Source organism: Alcaligenes sp. EGD-AK7, from assembly GCF_000465875.3.
Lineage (GTDB): Bacteria > Pseudomonadota > Gammaproteobacteria > Burkholderiales > Burkholderiaceae_B > Alcaligenes > Alcaligenes phenolicus.
In genome coordinates this window covers 149,876-168,465 of the sequence record NZ_AVOG02000045.1, presented here as the reverse complement: position 1 = coordinate 168,465, position 18,590 = coordinate 149,876, and the positions used below count along the sequence as shown (strand labels likewise).

Sequence of the window (18,590 nt, the reverse complement as noted above, 5' to 3'; positions counted from 1 at the left end):
GATTGATCGCTTGCTATGGAAAATTAAAAAATGGATACTAATAAATTTTTTAATCGATGCTCTTTTGTCGATGGTGATGGGAACTTGTCCAGTGATTTCGTTGAGTTGGCGGGACTGCAAAAGAAGCTTACTTTCAATAAAAAATATCTTGATAAGAGTTTCAAAGATTGGATGGAAACACCTTTTGAGGAGATAAAATTGGCTGATCCGAAGAGTGTTCCTTCTAATTCTAATTTTACTCAGCCAAATATTTTTCAAGGTGAGTATGATGAATATTTAGATATGTTGATAGAAAAGCTAAAAGGTGTTCTTCTTCAGCTTGATCCAAAAGAAAAATATTTATTTTCTCATTCCTCAGGGTCGGATAGCCGAATAATATCAGGGGTTATGAGTCAGATAAAAAAATCCGGGTTAATGGATTTTGACAATGTGGTGTTTTACTGTTGGGGAAAGCCTGAGGAAGCATCCTTCAGAGAAATAATGAAGGCGGGTGGTTGGGAAAATTTTATTATTAATGATGATTCAGGGCCTAATGCTTTCGACGTTGGTGTGCAAGAATTTTCAGTAGGCGGCTGGAATCCATATGCTTCACAGATGAAGTTTTGGAAGGAGGTTGATCCATTCGAATTTACTTTATTGGCAGGAGCGGAAGGGGAGACATTTTTTCTGCCTTATGAAAAATGGATCCATGCTCGAAGTTTTTTTGTCGAACGTGGAGAAAGTATCCATAGACTATGCAAGATATTCAAAGGAGGATTTTTTCCTTTCCTAAGCTATGAAATGCTGGAATTGACCATGGCAATGCCTGATGCATGGAGAAATATCAAAGATGTCCGAATAAATAGAGATAAAGTAAGAACAGATTTGGTTGAAAAATTAGGATTGCTAAATATTCCGGTGAACAATGCTTATTATAATTTAAATATAACTAAGGATAGAAGAATGCAGATGATAGATCTTTATAATAAGAGTAAGTTTAAAATTGAATATGGTGTTGAGCTCGACTTTGAGGATCTCTTTAAAAATGCAAATGGATGGAATTCTAGGGCGTGGTCTTTTGCTGTCACCGTTTATGAAAAAGTGATGTGATTTTTCTATTTGCGTACGTTTGTCTCCAGTATCTATGTGTGAATTATTTTTTAGGACTTAACAAAGCAGAGATGTAAAAGTTATGAGAAATAATTAATTGCTCCTGGTTTATTTATTTTGGCCATTGTCAGCCGTTCATACCACCTTTTACGTTGGTCAGTGCCTAGCCATCCAGCTTGGCAGTGATCATCGAGTGGGGTGCCACCTAGGGCATCAAACTTGAATATGTCCAGCTGGGCAAGCCACAGCACAGTGTCGACATTGAGCGTTTCAACCGAACGGTACGCTACGAGTGGTTATCCCAATACCACTGGGCAGATTAGGTCCATCGCGTAGCGACGCAATAGATGTAGTCTTACAATCGTGAACACTCAAATGTGGCTTTGGGCGGCATTACATCAATTAAAAAATGGCCTTGGCCGCTTAGCCTCTACTTTTAACAACCGTTAAAAATAGGGGGATTACCGCGTGATGGTTAAGTAGACGCTTTTTCTTTTGCTGTTTTAATGTTTATTGCCAGGTTTAGTACCAGTCAACAACATTGTCCGCCAGGGCGTTATGCATTCCCGCATCGCTCGACACCAAGATGGCTCCTATTGAATGGGCATGGGCTGCAATCAGCATGTCCATATAGGACAGTGAGCGACCTTTGGCTTCTATTCCTACACGGAAAGCTGGATAAACATCAGAAACGGAGTCATCCCAATCCAGCACAGTCATCGTGCTTAGCAGGGCTTCTGCTGTTGCTTGCAAGGTAGGTCTGGACTTTTTGGCAAACCCATACATTAGTTCAGCAAGCACAATATTAGAGACAAAAATATTGCTGGGACTGTGTCCCAGCATGGTTTCTCTTACCTTGCCCCTGTTCATGGCAGCGTTCGAAACTGCATTGGTATCTAGCATGTAGATCATTCTTCCCACCCTGCAAAGTGATCTTTTTCGGGAACCGGCTCTTTGTCTCTGTTCAGGTCTTCCAGGAAGCCTTCGAATTCAGCAGGGTCAGTATTAGCGGCAACATTAAGGAAGTGATCCCAGCCTCTTGGTTTTGAGGACAGAATGACATCGCCAGACTCTTGATCTCGTCGTATGAAGACTCTTTTCCCCTCGAAGCGAAAACCTTCTGGTAAACGCACAGCCTGACTATTTCCGCTCATGAATACGCTTGTTGTCTTGCTGGTAGGGTGAGCTTTCTTGGCGGGTAGTTTTATGTTTGTACGCATAGTTGCCTCCATATCCTGTATATACGAATAGTATACACACAAAGACTAGCGAGAAAAATGGAACCGTATGACTTTGATATAAAAAGAAATTAGTTGGATGAAGCTCAGAGGATGACTTTAGTTCTTGAAAGTCTCTATCCAATGCCGAGTAGACGCATCATGCTCAGCAGAGATTTCTTTCTCTCCCGACAGTTCCTGCAAAATCCCGTTCGCCAATACTTTCCCGTATTCCACCCCCCATTGATCGAAGGGATTGATCCCCCAGATCAAGGCCTGCACAAAAATCTTGTGCTCGTACAAGGCCAGCAAGGCGCCTAGCGAGAAGGGGTTCAGGCGAGGTAACACAATCAGGGTGTTAGGGCGTCCGCCCGAGTGCACGCGATGGTGCGCCAGTTCGGCAGCCTGCTCGTCCAGACCTTGCTGTTCGCATTCGGCCAAGGCCTGTTCGTAGGTCTTGCCGCGCATCAGAGCTTCGCGCTGTGCCAGGCAGTTCGCCAACAGCAGGTTATGGTGCTCTGCCTGATTGTGATCCGCCTGCTGGCACACAATAAAATCCACAGGAGCGCCATCGCTGCCCTGGTGTAGCCATTGATAGAAGGTATGTTGTGCATCTGTTCCAGCCAATCCCCAGACAGCTGCGCCGGTAGCGATTCCAACCGGTTCACCGCTGGTGGTGACGGACTTGCCCAGCGACTCCATATCCAGTTGCTGAATGTAGGGCACCAGATTGTCCAGGCGGAAGTCGTAGGGGGAAATGTTCAGTGAGCCATAACCCAGCACACTACGGTTGACTACGCCTGCCAGTGCCATCTGCACAGGTACGTTAGATGCAACAGGAGCCTCCTGAAAATGCTGGTCCATGGCTGCAGCGCCTGACAACATCCCGGCCACCACGTCACTGCTAACTGCTAAGGCAGTGGTTAGGCTGACTGCCGACCACAGGGAGAAACGACCTCCTACCCAATCCCAGAACTGGAAGGTGTTTTTTTGTGGAACCCCCCAATGTGAGGCGGTTTCAGGGCGGGCGGTGACGGCAACGATTTGCTCGTAGGGATTCGCAACGCCAGCGGCTTGCAGCCATTCCAGGGCGCGCTGGCCGTTCTTCAGGGTTTCGGTTGTGGTGAAGGATTTGGAGGCGATCACGATCAGGGTGTCGTGAGGGTCCATACCCGACAAGGCATGCTCCAGCGCATGGCCGTCGATATTGGCCAGGAAGCGTACATTGCGCCAGCTGTGGCGATAACCAAAGGCCGCCAGGGACAGGCGTACGCCCCAGTCGCTGCCACCAATACCGATATGAATGATGTTGCGCCAGCGGCGTTCGGAGTCGGCGACACGTACAAAGTGGTTCATCCGTTCGCGCTCTTTCGCGACATCAGCGATGGGGGCAGGGGCACGCAGAGCGCTATGCCAGGCAGCACGTTGTTCTGTGCGGTTGACTAGGCCCCCCTCTAGCAGCTGTTTACGTGATTCGTCAAAATTACGTGCCATCAACAGCGCTTCACCTGCCTGCTGTAATTCAAGTGAGTGACGTTGGCCACTGAGGTCTACTTGCAGCCCAGCTGTTTTCAAGCAATGCAAATCCAGCGTATATCGATCGGCACTTAGTGCTGCCTCACAGAAGCGAGTCCATTCTGGTAGGCCTGTCAGGGGAGACGCAAGAGGCAGAGAGTGGGAACTGGTGGACATAGGGAGTGCTCAACATACAGTAGACTAGGGCGCCATTGTACGAGTCTTTAGACACACTTGAGCAGACTGGTCCGTAACTGATTCTGTCTTTGCCCTTATGAATGTATTGGGATCAGATTGTGTTCACCATAAGGCAGCACCCATGCTTGCAAACTGGGATCGCTAGCTAGCACCCGCGTAATCTCTTGTGGCGACATCCAGGAGAAGGCTGTGGACAGAGCGTCGGCTATCGTGGCGTTTCCAGCCACGACAGAGACACTGCGATACAAAGGCCGAGCCTGACCATTAGCGGGATTGAACAAATGGGTAATTGAACCGTCCCGACTAAGCACAGTTCCTGCGCCTGATGACGTACTGATGGCCTGGTTATGGACATTTAGATTCAGCAGGCTGGTGGTGTGGCTGGGATCGCCTGCCAGACCGACACGCCAGGGGCGGTTGCCCGGAGCCACGCCTAGACTGCGTATTTCTCCCATGTCGACTAGGGCGTGCTCCAGCCCAGCTTGTTTCAGCTGTTCGGTAATGCGATCGGTGATGTAGCCTTGGGCAATCCCGTTCAGGGTCAGGGCCATACCGGGATGCTGTAGCTGGATCGTGTCGTCCTGAATGTGGATGGCTTGGTACCCGACTTGTTTCAGCGCCTGCTTGATCTCGGCAGCATCAGGAATGGACGTTTTAGCGCTGCGTTGGGCTGCCTGGCTACACAGCTCCCAGAGTACCTGCACGGTTGGATCAAAGGCCCCGTTCGTTAATTCACTCAGGCGCTGTGATTCCAGCAGCAGCCGCGTCAGATCGCCGGGGGCTTGCTTCAGATAGCCATCGCGATTCAGGCGGCGCAAGGCGCTGTCTTGTTCATACAGACTGAATATTCGCTCCAGCCGTCGCACTTCGGACAGGGCCTGATCGATCAGGGTTTGTGCGAAAACCGGGTCGGGATGGTGGATATGCAGTTGTGCGTCCGCACCTAAAGCCACCCCTTGCCAGGAGCTGAGCGGGGTAGTGGCTGCTTGCATCGCTTTGACGGCCCAGGGCACGCAAGTCAGGGCGCTGGTCGCGGCCACGATACCGATAAAACGACGGCGGGAAACAGGAGTAGAAGTCATGGCAAATACCTGGGATCAGGAAGATAAGCGTTTCAAGGCAGCGCGACCGCACCAAAGATGTAGTTCTCCGGCATCTCGGCAAAGCGAACCACTTGGCCGCCATGCTGCTGCTGGAAGTCCTTGGCGGCCTGCTCCTGGCTAAAGGGCAGGGCATCGATGGTGCCCATGCCACCGGTGTAGCGGCTGTAGATCAGATACCAGGCATCTTGTGCCGGTATCCAGGCTTGGTCGGGGAACTGGCCGTCCTGATTGCGTTGGGCCATGTCTTGCACATAGGTGGCGGCAATGGCCTTGGATTCTTCAGGCAGCATGGTGTAGGCAAAGACCTCGCGTATGGTGGTGAACCAGAGCGGCGCTTCGCGTTCGCGCAGAAGGATTTGCCCTTTGGGGCCTTGATGCTCGAACAGGTACATGCCGCAGTAGTGGCCTACAGCCGTTTGCGGGATCTGGACGACGGGAGGCGGCGGGGCTTGCACCTGTTCCGGTTGGCCGCAGGCAGCCAGTATCAGACCCAGGCACAGCAACAGAAAAGTGCGCAGTTTTTTCATAGTGCTTTTCTTTTGAATACCAGGCTTGCCAGACCAAAAGGCACGGCGATCCACAGCAGCAGAACGCTCATCAACACACTGGCGGGCAGACGAGCCTGTTCGCTTAAACCGGCCATACCAGCAAACATGGCGACATTCTCGTAGCCGGTCAGATTCAGCAGGCGGTACACGTCGGTGGGGTTGAACAGCAGGATGATGTTCAGCCAGGAAGCGGTGATCATGGCACCTTGGTCAGCGACCAGAATACCCAGCAGAGCCATGTCATAAATCACCACGAAAAACAGCCAGATACCGATGGCCAGTCCGGCCGCAGTGGCACGCTCTCTGACCAGGGTGCTGATGAAATAGCCCATGGACAGGAAGCTGGCGCCGAGCAGAACGCTGGCACCCATCATGGCCAGAAAGGGCGTCCAGACGCTGAAGTCCAGGCCGCCATGTGCCACTTGCAAGGTAACGCCTGCCAAACCGTAGCCCACCACGGTAGATAAGCTCAGGATCAGGGCATGGCCCAGGAATTTACCAACCAGAACTTGCCAGCGATGGACGGGGTAACTGAGCAGCAAGGACATGGTGCCGCGCTCTATTTCACCCACAATGGCGTCGTAGGACAGCAGCATGGCTATTAGCGGGATCAAAAAAATAGACAGGCTGGACAGGCTGACAACCGTGACTGTCAAAGGATCTACCTTGACGCTGCCGGTGGGGGCGCTGCCCAGAAAACCCAAAGACAAAGCCAGTGCGGCCAGCAAGAGGGTGACGGCCAGTACCCAACGATTGCGCAATCCGTCGCGCACTTCCTTTTGAATGATGATCAGGACAGGGTTCATGGCTTAGTAATCCTCGCGCTTCAAAAAGTGCGCATACAACTCGTCCAGACCGGGGGATTCCAGCTCCAGGTCGGTTAATCCTGAAATGGCGTGCGCTTCGCGCAGAATCTGGATTTTTTCGGCTTCGGTGCAATGACGTTCCAGGCGATTGGCACCGATGACATTCCAGTGCTGTGGAACAGAGTCGGGGATTTGCTCTACGGTCAGGCGAATACGTACCGGCAAGCCAGCGTTTTGTCGCAGTTCGGATAAGGTGCCATCGGCAATCTTGCGCCCTTGCTGCATCACGATGATGCGGTCCGCCAGACGTTCCATCTCCGCCAGAGCGTGGGTACTGAGCAGGATGGTGGCCCCGGCATCGCGCAGTTCTTGGACGATCTCGTAGAACAGCAGACGGGAGGCCGGGTCCAGTCCAGTGGTGGGCTCATCCAGTAACAGCACACGAGGTTTGCCCAACAGGGTTTGAGCCAGTGCCAAGCGTTGGCGCATGCCTTTGGAATAGGTGCCCACGCGCTTGTGAGCCGCTTGTGCAATGCCGACACGTGCCAGCAAGGCTTGGTTGTCTTTAAGTGGCAGCCCTTTTAATCGAGCATAAAAGGCCAGCGTTTCCGTGCCTGTCAGTGCCGGGTGCAGGGCGACCGTTTCGGGCAAATAGCCGATGTGGGCGCGCAGGCGGGCAGCCTGGGGCGAACCGGCGTCATGGTCCAGCAACATGACCTTGCCTTCGTCGGCGCGGATCAGGCCCAGAATCAGTTTGATGACAGTACTTTTGCCTGCGCCATTGTGGCCAGCCAGTACCGTGCATTGACCAGGGTAAAGCTCGAAGTTCACCGCGTTGGCGGCACGCTGCTGGCCATACAGCTTGCTGACATTGGCCAGCGCGACAGGGGCCGTGCAGTTATTGGATGGAGTCATGATTGGCCTTGTAGCGCTCCCAGACGGGATTGTCGGGCGCACGCATCAGCGGTGCGCTATCGATGATGCCGCCGGGCAAAATGGCGGGAAATTGGGTTTGCGCCCAGCGCACAATGGAAACGGCGGGGCTGTTCAAGAGCACGCGGGCCGAAGGGGCTCGCCACACCAGTTGTTCAATCAGGCCATTGGGGCGATAAGCGGTGTCGCCAATGCCGTCACCGTTCAGGTCAAAGGCGCTGTGATCGCTCCAGTAATTGCCCCGGTCCTTGCTGGACCACTCCAGGTAGCGGGTACCCACATACTTCACCTGATTCTGGTTCTGGATGAAGGCGTTTTTCGTGATCTCATTGCCTTCGGAGCCGGCGGTGTAGTGCACCCCGATCTGGGTGTTCTGAATCAGGTTGCCGGAGATCTTGTTGAAGTTGGCGTTGTAGAGAAAGACGCCTTTTTCGGCACCGTCCACGATATTGTCGGTAATGGTCGATTGTTGGGCGGCGTTGAGCATCAAGCCTTGATGCGTGCTGTTGATGCTGATGTTTTCACGTACTGTCAGGAACTGCGAAAACATCAAGGCATAGGCAATGTCATTGCCTATGGATACATTGCTGCTGACTTCGCTGTTATTGGTGTACATGTAGTGCACCGCATAGCGCAGCTGGGTAAAGCGGTTGTGGCTGAAAACATTGTCGCGGCTGGTATTGGAAAAAATGCCGTCGCGACCCCAGGAAATATCGTTGTACAAGATGCGTGAGCCGGGGGAGTTCCAGACGGTCACGCCATTGCCGCGCTCATTCAGACGCAGCTCTTTATTGCCTACGATGGTGTTGTGTTGCACCAGCGCGTTGTGGGGCCCCCAGACATATACCCCCACCAGATTGTCGAGGATGTCGTTGTTTTCAATCAGGGCGTTATGGGCGGGTTTATCCAGGAATATGCCTGCATCCATGTCGGGCAGGCTCAAGCCGGAATTACGCACGGTAATCTGACGTATCTGCACATCTTCCGCCTGCACCCACACCGTGCGGCCTTCACGTTCTCCCATCAATACGGCTTGCCGATTGTTGGGGCCTTGAAGCGTCAAGGGCTTGTTCACGATGATATTGCCCTGATACGTGCCGGGAGCCAGCATCAGGATGTCGCCGGGCAGGGCGGCATCGATAACGGCTTGCAGCGATGTATCGGCAGGCACTTCAATGGTGGCCGCTTGCGCCATCAGGCCACTGGCCGCCAGGGCCAGGACCGTAAGCGGCTTGAGGGCCAGCCTCAGCACCAGGGTTGGGCTGAGGCAGCGTGCACGGGCGGGGAGCAGGCAGAAAGGCGTCATGTCACCGTCAGGCTTTGGGTTTCACATTCATCTGACCGGACATTTCCATGTGCAAGGCGTGGCAGAACCACTGGCAGTAGTACCAATGCACACCGGGACGAGAGGCCGTGAAGGTGACCGAGCTGGTTTGCTGCGGTCCAATTTCCATGGCCACGCCGTAGCCGGACAAGGTAAAGCCGTGGGTCAAGTCCTCGATCATCTCCATATTGGTGACGACGACGGTGACCTCATCGCCCTGGTTGACCTCGAAGCTGGGCACGGAGAACACGGGTGCCACAGCGGTCATGTAGACCCGCACCTTGTTGCCATCCCGAATGACTTTGGACGCACCCTCCAGGGTGACGCCATCTTTCTCGGCCATTTTCCGTGCGCCGTCCCACCATGGGTCGTCACGAGTCCAGACGCGCTTGGGTCGTACTTTGTCAGCTGCAACCAGCAGCATGTCGTGTGGTTCGGCAAAGCTTGGGCCATCGTGAACCAGCTTCATGACGTCGCCCGAAATGTCGATCAGCTGATCGTTTTCTGGTTTGAGCGGGCCTACGTTCAGGAAACGGTCTTTGGAGAACTTGTTCAGCGACACCAGCCATTTACCATCGGCCTCTTTGGTCTCGCCCATGGTGGTGTGGTTGTGGCCGGGCTGGTAGTGCACGTCCAGTTTCTGGATGATGGGGTCTACGTCCTTGCCCTGGTAAGCCTCAATGGCTTTGGCCATGTTCCACTTCACGATCTGGCTGTCGATAAACAGCGTGGTGTAGGCGTTGCCGCGGCCGTCATAGGCCGTGTGCAGTGGGCCCAGGCCCAGTTGAGGTTCTGCCACTACGCAGTCGCGCGGTTTGATTTTGTCGGCGAACAAGTCGTCCAGGCGGCGCACGTCAATCATGGTGACGGTGGGCGAGAGCTTGCCGTTAAACACCACGTGGATGCCATCGGGGCTGGCATTGCAACCGTGCGGGGAGTTGGGCACAGGAATGTAGCGGGTGTAGCGCGACCCTTTGCGGCCATCCAGAACTTTGACGCCCTGCATCTCTTTGAAGTCGCCTTTCTTGACGCCGTCTTCAATGGCCTTCAGGTTGAACACCACGGCCCAGTCCTGCTCGTTGGCGCTCATCTCGCCGACGTCCAGCCCCTTTTCGGAGTTGTAGCAGGTGGAGAAGGCGTACTTGCCCTGATAGTCGGCGTCGCAGTTGTCCAGGTTGCCGTCCACGATCACCTGCCAGGCAATTTCCATGGTGTCGCCATCAATGGCGGTAAAGACAGAGAAGTAGTTCTCTTTGGGGTTGCCGAAGATGGTGCCGTTATTGGGCAGGGGAACGATGTGTTCGCCGTTGCAGAACACATAGCCGGTGCGGGGGTAACGTTGGGGGCGCAGGCCGTGGATGCCGTCGGCATTGGGGATCTCGATGATCTTGTCGCACTTCATGACATCGCAACGCACGCGAGCCACGCGGTTATTGGCCTTGTCGTTGATGTAGATGAAGCGCCCGTCGTAAGTCCCGTCGGTAAAGGACATATGGGGGTGGTGAGCATCGCCGTTAGGCAGGATGCCGCCCAAGGAGTCAGCAAAGGCCAGGGTTTCAGGCGTCAGGTTGGCGCGCATGATCTGGCGACTTTCGTTGGTAATGCCCCAGCCCGTCGCGCTGCAAATGTTGAAAATCGGGATGCGCATCAGCTCGCGCATGGAGGGCAGGCCCATGATGCGGATTTCGCCGGATTGACCGCCGGAGTTGAAGGCGTAGTACTGGTCCAGTTCACCCGGCTCAATGTGGGCGTTTTGCCCGTCCGGTGCTTTTTTCGTATCGGCCAGAGCATTGCCAATATGGGTGGCGCTGACGACTGCGGCACCTGACAAGGCGGCGGTGCCCAGAAAGGCGCGGCGACTCAAGCCGTGTTTATCCTGTGTGTTCTCGGACATGGTGTGATCTTCCTTTTGTGTGATGACGTGACCGACTTGGCGCTGGGGCGCGCCCAGCCGTCTCACGGCGTGGCGGGCGTGGAATCGGTACTGTCTACGCTGCGTGGACGCACGGTAGGGCGGGCAGCAGCATCGTCTTGCAGCGAGCTGGCAACGGCGACGGGGGCCGGTTTATCTCGCTTGCGCTTGGCGATCTTTTGAATCAGGTGCGGGCATTTTTTCTCGTGGTGATACAGCATCTGGCAGTTCAGGCACTGGATGCACTCGTTGGGGTTGATCGGGCCTTCTGGCTCGATGGCTTGGACGGGGCAGTCGGTTGCACAGCGCTGACAGGGGTTGCCACACATGGGGTAGCGACGCAGCCAGTCAAAGATGCGCAAGCGGGCGGGGATAGCCAGGGCAGCACCCAGGGCACAGAGGTAGCGGCAGTAAAAACGCTCGATAAACAGGCTGGCAATCAGCAGCAAGACAGCAAAGATGGTGAAGGGCCAGTCGCGGATGAATTTCAGAATAATGGCGGTCTTGAAGGGTTCGACTTCGGCCATCTTTTCCGCCACGGCCATGTCGTACAGGGCAAAGCCAAACAGCAGAATGAAGATCACGTATTTGATGGACACCAGGCGCTTATGGGCGCTGTAGGCTACCTTGATTTGCGGAATGCGCAGGAAGCGGGCCAGTTTGTTGGCCAGCTCTTGCAGCGCCCCAAAGGGACAGAGCCAGCCACAGAAGGCACCCCGGTTCCAGAAGATCAGGGAGATGGCGGTGGCGATCCACAGAATGAAGACCAGCGGATCCATCAGGAAGTATTCCCAGCGGAAATCGGTGCGCAGTGCGTGCGAGAAAGTCAGTACGTTCACCACGGACAACTGGGCCGAGGCGTACCAGCCAATCCAGACCAGGGAGAACAGCAGAAAGCCGATGCGAAAGCGCTGGTAGAACACTTCGTGCTTGGTTAGCGTGTCCTGAAAGAAGAAGACTCCACCCAAGATCAGCAAGGACAGCAGCAGCACGGCAATCTGCACTTTCTTGCCCGCCCAGATTTGCTTGTACAAAGGCTCGCCGGCGGTGTCCAGGTCATGGTGCTCTGCGGTATCGGGGGCCGCTGCAACTGCTGCTGAAGGGGGCGCTGTCAAATAGGCATCAGGAAGCTGGTAATTCAGGTTCAGCGTGACAAAGGCTTTATCCTTGACGCTCAGCACGCGCTGAACCAGCAGTTGCAGCCGCCAGGGCTGGACCGGATCAAAGGTGGCGGTAGCCGGAATCTTGAACAGGGCGGCTTCTTTGAAGTCAGGGGCATTGGCGGCTTTCACGCCGGGCAGACGCTGGTGGTCCAGATCGGTGAAGTGAAAGCTGTCCAGATCCTGGACGATCTCGATACGGTCAAAAATCCCGCCGCGTACATAGCCTGATCCTTTGAAGGAATACAGCCCGTTCCCGACGACCAGCATGGCTTGCTGACCGGGTTTCAGCTCTTGTTGCAGGTACGTGTAGTCAGATTCGCCCAGCAGGCTTTTTCCAATGCTGGGCACGCTGACCAGGGCGGCGTACAGATCAATAAAAGTGTCTTGTGGGTCGCCTTCCTGCGGATGGGCGGCGGCTTCCGTGCGACCACTGTCGATGAAAGCCTGGTTGATGTCGGCCACGCTGACGTGCAGGCGTTGGATGGCACCGCTTTGGAGCAACTCATCCCAGCTGGCAATGGTTTGATTGCTGCTGTCTATGCTGCGTTTGACTGCCGCCGGTGCTGTGGCGGGGGCGGCAGGCTGGCCTATGCCTTCTTGCCGGGCCACCAGTTGGGAAGAGCGCATGATGCTGTCACCGACCACCATCAAGGTCACGGTGGCACCACTGATAATGTCGACAGGTGGTGGTGCGCCGGGTTTGGGACGGTTCTTGATGTAATTCTGGCCCACATAGCCCTGAATGAAGGCTTCTACCCGCGATTCGGGGATGCCGATCAAGACAATGGGTTCATGGTGTTCCAGCAGCTTGGCAGCGACGATGCTGCCATCCATGCTCATGGCGACCAGGGTGTCGATGGGGAAGCTGGAGTAACCACGGGTGTTAACGATGTCGGTCGTCACATACACATATCCTAGCTGTTCCTGATCCTTAAAGACCTTGGCAACAGGTAAGGTGCCCGCGGGCTCGCTGGTGTGGGTGGCGGTGGGAAAGATCTCGTTAAGGGCAATGTCCGGCAAGAAATGGGCAATGCGCGAACTGGAGTGTGCCGGAGGACTGCTCAGACAGGCTGCCAGTACAAAAAGCAGGAGCCAGATAATACGGAACTGAACATGCCGGGCAACGCGATTGAGGGACGTCATTTCTTACCACCTGCAACAAGATTCTTGCGAGATGGTAGGGGTTACCCTTTGTTTACTCTTTGTGTCAGAGCAAGGACAGATTCTGACAAGAGTGGATGTGGGTCGGCGTCAGTCTGTCCTTGATCTGTGAGGAATGGTGGCAGGCTTTGCTGGCCGGGCTTTAGATGAGGGTCAGCCTTGCTGACGCAAATAATTCAGGACCGCGTCGGCATCACCCTGAAAAATGATCCGTTCCGCTTTTTGTTCGCGTTGATAGGCGTACATGGGGTCGTAGTATTGCGTCAGCAAACCGCCGATCCACTCCCGGTGACCCTCCAGCGCGCCGCTGCGCTCCTGCTCCTGCAAGGCCTCATCCATGATGGCGGCCAACTGCTGGTAGCGTTGATGGCCCAGGCGCTTGGTAATGCGGGCCAGGCTTTGACGCAGTTGTTCGGCAAAGAGCGCAAAGCCTGTTTGTGGCTCGTGTTGGGCTGTGTATTCCGCGTGCAGGTTCTGGACGTAATCGCGCACGATGCGCGTAATGCGGTTTTCCAGGCTATCTTCCAGCCAGATGATGGGCCACTGCTGCATCCCTCGGTACAGGCCCAGTGGCAGGCTGCAACGGCCTATGGTTTGGCTTTCATCTTCCAGGACGAAGCGCTGGTGCCCTTGGGCCGTTTTTTTGAGCATGGCGATCGATAGCCTGTGCTCGAAGTCGATCTGGCTGGGTTGGCTGGTGGCGTGTTTGCCAAAGCTGGAACCACGATGATGTGCGTAGCCTTCCAGGTCCAGACTGTTATCAAGCTGCTGCAGGACATCGGTTTTGCCCGTGCCTGTCATGCCGCCCAGAACCTGAAAACGGGCGCTGCTGACGGTTTGTTCCAGATTATTCAGCAAAAAGCCACGCATAGCCTTGTAGCCGCCCACTACGCGGGGATAGGGAATGCCTGCCTCTTCGCGCAGCCAGGTTTGTGTGATCTGGCTGCGCAGGCCACCTCGAAAGCAATACAGGTAGCCGTCGGGATGGTCTTGCGTAAATTGTGCCCAGGCCTGCAGGCGAGCTTGCTTGAGCTGGCCACTGACCAGCTTGTTACCCAAGGCAATGGCGGCATCCTGGCCATGTTGCTTGTAGCAGATCCCCACCAGGTGACGCTCCTCGTCGTTCATCAGTGGCAGGTTCAATGCGCCGGGAAAGGCGCCTTTACTGAATTCGATGGGAGCGCGAGCGTCCATCAAAGGCACATCGTTCAGGAACAGCTCGCGGTAGTGGTGGGTATCAGGACGCATCAAGCGATTTCGACGGCGTGGGTTTTGGCGGGGATGAATTCCCCGATGGCTTCCAGGGTCAGGCCCAGTTCTTGTGCTGTTGCCAGAAACTCGGCAGAGGCAGCAGGCTCTACGGCGATCAGCAAACCGCCGCTGGTTTGTGGGTCGCACAGAATGTTGATCTGATCCTGGCTGATAGGAGCGATGCGATGGCCATAGCTGTCGAAGTTGCGTTGCGTGCCGCCGGGCACACAGCCTTCTTGCAGGTAGTATTCAATGCCGGGCAACAGGGGCACACGATCCAGATTCAGACGGGCGGTCAGGCCGCTGCCATCAGCCATTTCGATCAGGTGTCCCAGCAGACCAAAGCCAGTCACATCGGTCATGGCTTTAACACCGGGCAGTTGTGCAAAGCGGTTGCCGGGCTTGTTGAGCGTGCACATCCAGTCGCGGGCCAGGTTTTGATCTTCAGGACGAAGCTTGGCTTTTTTCTCGGCCGTGGTCAGCACGCCAATACCCAAAGGCTTGGTCAGATAGAGCTGGCAGCCTTCGGTTGCGGTGTCGTTGCGTTTTAACTGGCCTTTATCAACTACGCCAGTTACAGCCAGACCAAAAATAGGCTCGGGGGCATCAATGGAGTGACCACCGGCCAGGGTGATGCCAGCGGCATCGCAAGCCGCACGCCCACCACGCACGACCTCGCGGGCGACTTCAGGGGACAGGACATTGATGGGCCAGCCCAAAATGGCGATGGCCATGATCGGTTTACCACCCATGGCGTAGATATCGCTGATGGCGTTGGTCGCAGCAATGCGCCCAAAGTCATACGGATCGTCCACGATGGGCATGAAAAAATCGGTGGTCGAGACGACGCCTGTTTCCTCATTCAAGCCGTACACAGCCGCATCATCACGTGATGTATTGCCTACCCACAGGTTCGGGTCCACGTTCTGGGCTCCGCTTCCCGCCAGGATTATGTCCAATACTTTGGGGGAAATCTTGCAGCCGCAACCGGCTCCATGACTGTATTGGGTCAGACGAATGGGAGTATCCATGAGCGCGTACCAAGAAAGAGGTTGAAGATGAAATGATACTAAATTGCCCCTATGCCCTGCAGGCTTTTGCTACGGAAAGGGCAGAGGTCGAACACGCTGGGCCAGTTGGTCGGCGGCCACCCACTGTGCAAATTGCTCGCCCAGTCGCTGGCTTTGTTCGACGGAGTTTTGCCAGGCAATACGCCGGTCTGCGTCGGGCAGACGCTTGTAGTCGGAACGATCGGGGATTTTGCGGTCTTTTAGACGCCGATAGAAACGTTCGGTCGGGCACAGCAAAATCAGATTGTCCAGGTTGTGACGGCGGCGAGCCTTTTGCCAACGGGGCAGGTATTTGTCGAACCAGCTGGCGCTGATCTTTTGAGTGAAATGCGGAAACAAGGTCAAGCCTGGGCTATCCAGATCCAGAGCGCAGAAGTTGTAGTCGACTAGGCCTCCATCCCGGTATAGACCGGCAGGCCAGTTATGGGCGGCATTCACACCGTCAATCACGAGTGGAATAGCGGTGCTGGCGGCCAGGGTCTCGAACAGATTGTGCTGATCCAGTGCGGCGTAGCGAGCCAGGTCTTGATGTCTGCCGTGAATGGGCAAGGGGCTGCGGGTGTCGTGCACAATAACCCGTTCGAAGAACCAATGCGGGATAGCAGGGTGCACATAATTGCCGACCATGCAGCTGAGCAGGGCTGCACCAAGCTGTTTGGGGTTGCGGGAACCCGCCCAGCCCTTGCTGCGTGCCACGGTAATGGCGAAGCGATAGCGTGGATGGTTCAGGATCGCAGCCTGTGAGTCGGCGTCCCCCAGCAAGGTTTTCAGCATGGTCTGGGTAGACCGGGTAATGTCAGCTACCGTGGATTTGGGAAGAAAGGGGCTGTGTATATAAAGCTGCGCAAAGTCCGCAAAGGCTTTGTGCGGATCGCTCTGGGCCGCACAGGCAAAGCGCCAGGAAGCGATGGAGCTGCCAAACAACCATAGCGGCTCATCATGCGTGTTGAGCCAGTCGCCAAACAAATACTGATCCAGCCCGGTTAGCGCCAAAGCCTTGGGCCCACCCGCGCTGCCAATCAGTGTGCTGATGTCCTTGGCATGCAAACCATTGCTTTGAATATGACGATAAGCACGAGGCCCGGCGTAGATCGCGAGATCAGACTCGGTGGACGACAAGATCAGCTCCCGAATGAGGTGATTCTGTAGCCAGAAAGCTGGCTAACCAGGCTTTAGTCTAGCGCTGTTATGGCTGAAGGAAGAGCTTATCGGTCAGGTGAGGTGGACGAATGCAGTGGAGAAATAAAAATGGCCGGCTCTAGATGCGCCGGCCATTTGAAGGGACTATAGGTGTTTAGAAACGCAAACCTACACCCAGCCAGTAGCGACGACCATCTTCGACGTAGCCGTAATCATCGTAGCGGATTTGCTTATCCAAAATATTGTAGATACCCGCGTACAGGTCTACGTTTTTGTTCAGTTTGTAGGTGCCACCCAGATCTACAAAGGTGTAGGACGGAGCTCGTGTTGTCGAGGAAGAGGCAGAGGTGACTGGTTCACTTTCTTTGCCACGGTAGTTCACGCGAGCCCATGTGTTGATTTTTTCTGTAGGGTGCCAATCCAGACTGACATTTGCCATGTGCTTGGGCATTTGATTCAGAGGCTGACCCTCGTTAGGACCGCTCTTTTGCTTGGAATGGGTGTAGGTGTAATTGGCCTTCAAGGTCCAGTCTTGAGCCAGATCCCAGCTGAAGTTGGTTTCAATACCACGGGTTACCGCCTTGTCCACGTTCTCGTAAGTAGTGGGGTCGGAACCAAACTGGTTAGGGCCGTCGGTACATTTGCTGGCCGGACATGCAACGCGAGTGATCTTGTCCTTGAAGTCGTTATTAAACAAAGTCACGCCAGCGGAGAAGCCCTCCAGACTGTCATACATGACGCCGAGTTCTTGCGACAGCGATTTTTCTGGCTTCAGGTCAGGGTTACCGTACATATTGCCACCACGGCTGACTTGGCCCCAACCAGGGATGGTTTGACGCAGGTCAGGTGCACGGAAGCCGGTGGATACACCGCCTTTGATAGTCCAGTTGTCTGTGGCAGACCACACGCCATAGATACGTGGACTGAAGTGTTTGCCGAAGTTCTCGTCGTGGTCGTAGCGCAGGCCGCCGGTCAGGGCGAAGCTGTTGGTCAGGCTCCACTCGTCTTCCATGAATAGCGACCATTGGGTGCGTTTGATACGGTTGATTCCAGTTGTGAGCTGGTTACCAGTTTCGTCGTTCAGTTTTTGATGCTGGTAGGAGGCACCCAGCGTCAGCAGATGATCGCCCAGGGGGGCAACCCATGCAGTACGTGCATCGGTATTTTTGATACGCATGTCACGCGACTTGTTGTTGAAGTCTTCCTGTTGCACGTAGGTGTCAGAGGTTGCAAATCCCCAGTTGCCACTGTGAGTCAAAGAGACCTTTTCACCGCGGTAATCTGTCTCGGAACTGGCAGGGCAACCGGAGCGTCCGCAAGCAGTGCCGGGAGCAATTGGCTCAACGGTCTTGCCCAAGGTGGAATTGTATTTTTGACGCTTTGTGCTGCCTTCGAGCACAAAGCTGTGGTTTTCCGAAGGGGTCAGGCTCAGCTTGGCACCGACTTCAAAGGACTCACGCTTGCGATAACCGTTGTAGATATCGTCTTCTTTGCGATTGGTTTGTTGTCCATAGACTTGCAAGCCCAGCACGCCATCCTTGATCGGGCCACCCAGCATGAAATTGCCCTGGAAAATATCGCCCGAGCGGCTGTGCGATTGCAAGGTGCTATCCAGGCGAATGGAACCGCCCCATTCCTTGGGCACTTTGCGGGTAATGATGTTGATCACACCGCCCATGGCGTCGGAGCCATACAGCGAGGACATGGGGCCGCGCACCACTTCGATACGTTCAATTTCGGACAGGGGAGGGGTCCAGCCGCCTTCCACACCGGAGGAGTCCGAGTTGGTGCGGGTTTCTGTCGAGCTTTGGCGTTTGCCGTCGATCAGGATCAGTGTGTATTTGGAGCTCATGCCGCGAATGGTGATGTCGCGACGGTCACCACCGCCAGTCACAATGACGCCAGGCACATCTTGCAGAGCGTCGTAGGCATCACGGTAGAACTTGTTTTCCAGGTCTTCGCGGGTAATGACGGTAATCGACGCAGGAGCTTCTTTAATGTCTTGCTCAAAGCCCGAGGCGGTAACAACCACTGGGCTGAGTTGGACGGGTGTGCTTTCTTGAGCAACGGCACCACTAGCAGCAAAAGCGCCTGCCAGAACGAGCGGCAAGCGCTTTACGGTAAATAGAGATTTCATTGACGACTTCCAATTTGTGTCTG

The 18,590-nt window shown here is 54.9% G+C and carries 15 protein-coding genes and 1 pseudogene; 2 read left to right on the top strand and 14 right to left on the bottom strand.

Annotated elements, in window-relative coordinates; all coding sequences use genetic code 11:
• Positions 1-30 precede the first annotated feature (30 nt).
• Together N879_RS15170 and N879_RS20110 are read left to right on the top strand one after the other, a co-directional pair.
• Entirely contained in the window at positions 31-1,089 is a 1,059-nt protein-coding gene (locus N879_RS15170; protein ID WP_009463497.1) for a hypothetical protein, read from the top strand.
• 209 nt (positions 1,090-1,298) lie between these two features.
• Positions 1,299-1,397 (top strand): annotated as a pseudogene (locus N879_RS20110) (integrase core domain-containing protein); the annotation flags it as partial.
• Between the two features lie 214 nt (positions 1,398-1,611).
• Here N879_RS20110 and N879_RS15165 read toward each other — a convergent pair.
• The 14 genes from N879_RS15165 to N879_RS15100 form a co-directional block, all read right to left on the bottom strand.
• Positions 1,612-1,992 carry a PIN domain-containing protein gene (locus N879_RS15165; RefSeq protein ID WP_161808940.1) on the bottom strand — a complete coding sequence of 127 codons (381 nt, stop codon included), beginning with the start codon at positions 1,990-1,992 and terminating at the stop codon, positions 1,612-1,614.
• A 5-nt stretch (positions 1,993-1,997) separates the two neighbouring features.
• A complete protein-coding gene (locus N879_RS15160) occupies positions 1,998-2,309 on the bottom strand; it encodes an antitoxin (protein ID WP_009463493.1) in 312 nt (103 codons plus the stop codon).
• 117 nt (positions 2,310-2,426) lie between these two features.
• On the bottom strand, positions 2,427-3,998 hold the full coding sequence (gene pgi, locus N879_RS15155) for a glucose-6-phosphate isomerase (protein ID WP_031232937.1): 1,572 nt from the start codon (positions 3,996-3,998) through the stop codon (positions 2,427-2,429).
• Between the two features lie 95 nt (positions 3,999-4,093).
• A complete protein-coding gene (locus tag N879_RS15150) occupies positions 4,094-5,101 on the bottom strand; it encodes an FAD:protein FMN transferase (protein ID WP_009463489.1) in 1,008 nt (335 codons plus the stop codon).
• 32 nt (positions 5,102-5,133) lie between these two features.
• Positions 5,134-5,649, bottom strand: a complete 516-nt coding sequence (locus N879_RS15145) for a nitrous oxide reductase accessory protein NosL (protein ID WP_009463487.1) — start codon at positions 5,647-5,649, stop codon at positions 5,134-5,136.
• Positions 5,646-6,476, bottom strand: coding sequence for an ABC transporter permease (locus N879_RS15140; protein ID WP_009463485.1), 831 nt, complete (start codon positions 6,474-6,476; stop codon positions 5,646-5,648). The genes N879_RS15145 and N879_RS15140 overlap by 4 nt, the downstream gene beginning before the upstream one ends.
• Positions 6,477-6,479: 3 nt before the next feature.
• The gene (locus tag N879_RS15135) at positions 6,480-7,391 is read right to left on the bottom strand and encodes an ABC transporter ATP-binding protein (protein WP_009463483.1); all 912 of its coding nucleotides are present in this window, start codon (positions 7,389-7,391) and stop codon (positions 6,480-6,482) included.
• Positions 7,375-8,715, bottom strand: a complete 1,341-nt coding sequence (locus N879_RS15130) for a nitrous oxide reductase family maturation protein NosD (protein WP_021447220.1) — start codon at positions 8,713-8,715, stop codon at positions 7,375-7,377. Before N879_RS15130 ends, N879_RS15135 begins: the two co-directional genes overlap by 17 nt.
• A 7-nt stretch (positions 8,716-8,722) precedes the next feature.
• Positions 8,723-10,627 (bottom strand): TAT-dependent nitrous-oxide reductase, encoded by a 1,905-nt coding sequence (gene nosZ / locus N879_RS15125; RefSeq protein ID WP_021447219.1) that lies wholly within the window; start codon positions 10,625-10,627, stop codon positions 8,723-8,725.
• 62 nt (positions 10,628-10,689) lie between these two features.
• The gene (locus tag N879_RS15120) at positions 10,690-12,951 is read right to left on the bottom strand and encodes a NosR/NirI family protein (protein WP_009463481.1); all 2,262 of its coding nucleotides are present in this window, start codon (positions 12,949-12,951) and stop codon (positions 10,690-10,692) included.
• A 171-nt stretch (positions 12,952-13,122) separates the two neighbouring features.
• The gene (gene mnmH / locus N879_RS15115) at positions 13,123-14,217 is read right to left on the bottom strand and encodes a tRNA 2-selenouridine(34) synthase MnmH (RefSeq protein WP_009463479.1); all 1,095 of its coding nucleotides are present in this window, start codon (positions 14,215-14,217) and stop codon (positions 13,123-13,125) included.
• Entirely contained in the window at positions 14,217-15,251 is a 1,035-nt protein-coding gene (gene selD, locus N879_RS15110) for a selenide, water dikinase SelD (RefSeq protein WP_009463477.1), read from the bottom strand. The genes mnmH and selD overlap by 1 nt, the downstream gene beginning before the upstream one ends.
• Before the next feature lie 69 nt (positions 15,252-15,320).
• On the bottom strand, positions 15,321-16,409 hold the full coding sequence (locus N879_RS15105; RefSeq protein WP_009463475.1) for a hypothetical protein: 1,089 nt from the start codon (positions 16,407-16,409) through the stop codon (positions 15,321-15,323).
• Positions 16,410-16,584: 175 nt separating this feature from the next.
• The gene (locus tag N879_RS15100; RefSeq protein ID WP_009463473.1) at positions 16,585-18,567 is read right to left on the bottom strand and encodes a ligand-gated channel protein; all 1,983 of its coding nucleotides are present in this window, start codon (positions 18,565-18,567) and stop codon (positions 16,585-16,587) included.
• Between the last annotated feature and the right edge of the window lie 23 nt (positions 18,568-18,590).

Excerpts from the sequence above, each read along its gene's own strand:
- nosZ (WP_021447219.1), bottom strand. The coding sequence starts at position 10,627 with ATGTCCGAGAACACACAGGATAAACACGGCTTGAGTCGCCGCGCCTTT.
- N879_RS15100 (WP_009463473.1), bottom strand. The coding sequence starts at position 18,567 with ATGAAATCTCTATTTACCGTAAAGCGCTTGCCGCTCGTTCTGGCAGGC.
- N879_RS15170 (WP_009463497.1), top strand. The coding sequence starts at position 31 with ATGGATACTAATAAATTTTTTAATCGATGCTCTTTTGTCGATGGTGAT.
- N879_RS15135 (WP_009463483.1), bottom strand. The coding sequence starts at position 7,391 with ATGACTCCATCCAATAACTGCACGGCCCCTGTCGCGCTGGCCAATGTC.
- N879_RS15160 (WP_009463493.1), bottom strand. The coding sequence starts at position 2,309 with ATGCGTACAAACATAAAACTACCCGCCAAGAAAGCTCACCCTACCAGC.
- selD (WP_009463477.1), bottom strand. The coding sequence starts at position 15,251 with ATGGATACTCCCATTCGTCTGACCCAATACAGTCATGGAGCCGGTTGC.
- N879_RS15165 (WP_161808940.1), bottom strand. The coding sequence starts at position 1,992 with ATGCTAGATACCAATGCAGTTTCGAACGCTGCCATGAACAGGGGCAAG.
- N879_RS15130 (WP_021447220.1), bottom strand. The coding sequence starts at position 8,715 with ATGACGCCTTTCTGCCTGCTCCCCGCCCGTGCACGCTGCCTCAGCCCA.
- mnmH (WP_009463479.1), bottom strand. The coding sequence starts at position 14,217 with ATGCGTCCTGATACCCACCACTACCGCGAGCTGTTCCTGAACGATGTG.
- N879_RS15140 (WP_009463485.1), bottom strand. The coding sequence starts at position 6,476 with ATGAACCCTGTCCTGATCATCATTCAAAAGGAAGTGCGCGACGGATTG.
- N879_RS15150 (WP_009463489.1), bottom strand. The coding sequence starts at position 5,101 with ATGACTTCTACTCCTGTTTCCCGCCGTCGTTTTATCGGTATCGTGGCC.
- pgi (WP_031232937.1), bottom strand. The coding sequence starts at position 3,998 with ATGTCCACCAGTTCCCACTCTCTGCCTCTTGCGTCTCCCCTGACAGGC.
- N879_RS15120 (WP_009463481.1), bottom strand. The coding sequence starts at position 12,951 with ATGACGTCCCTCAATCGCGTTGCCCGGCATGTTCAGTTCCGTATTATC.
- N879_RS15145 (WP_009463487.1), bottom strand. The coding sequence starts at position 5,649 with ATGAAAAAACTGCGCACTTTTCTGTTGCTGTGCCTGGGTCTGATACTG.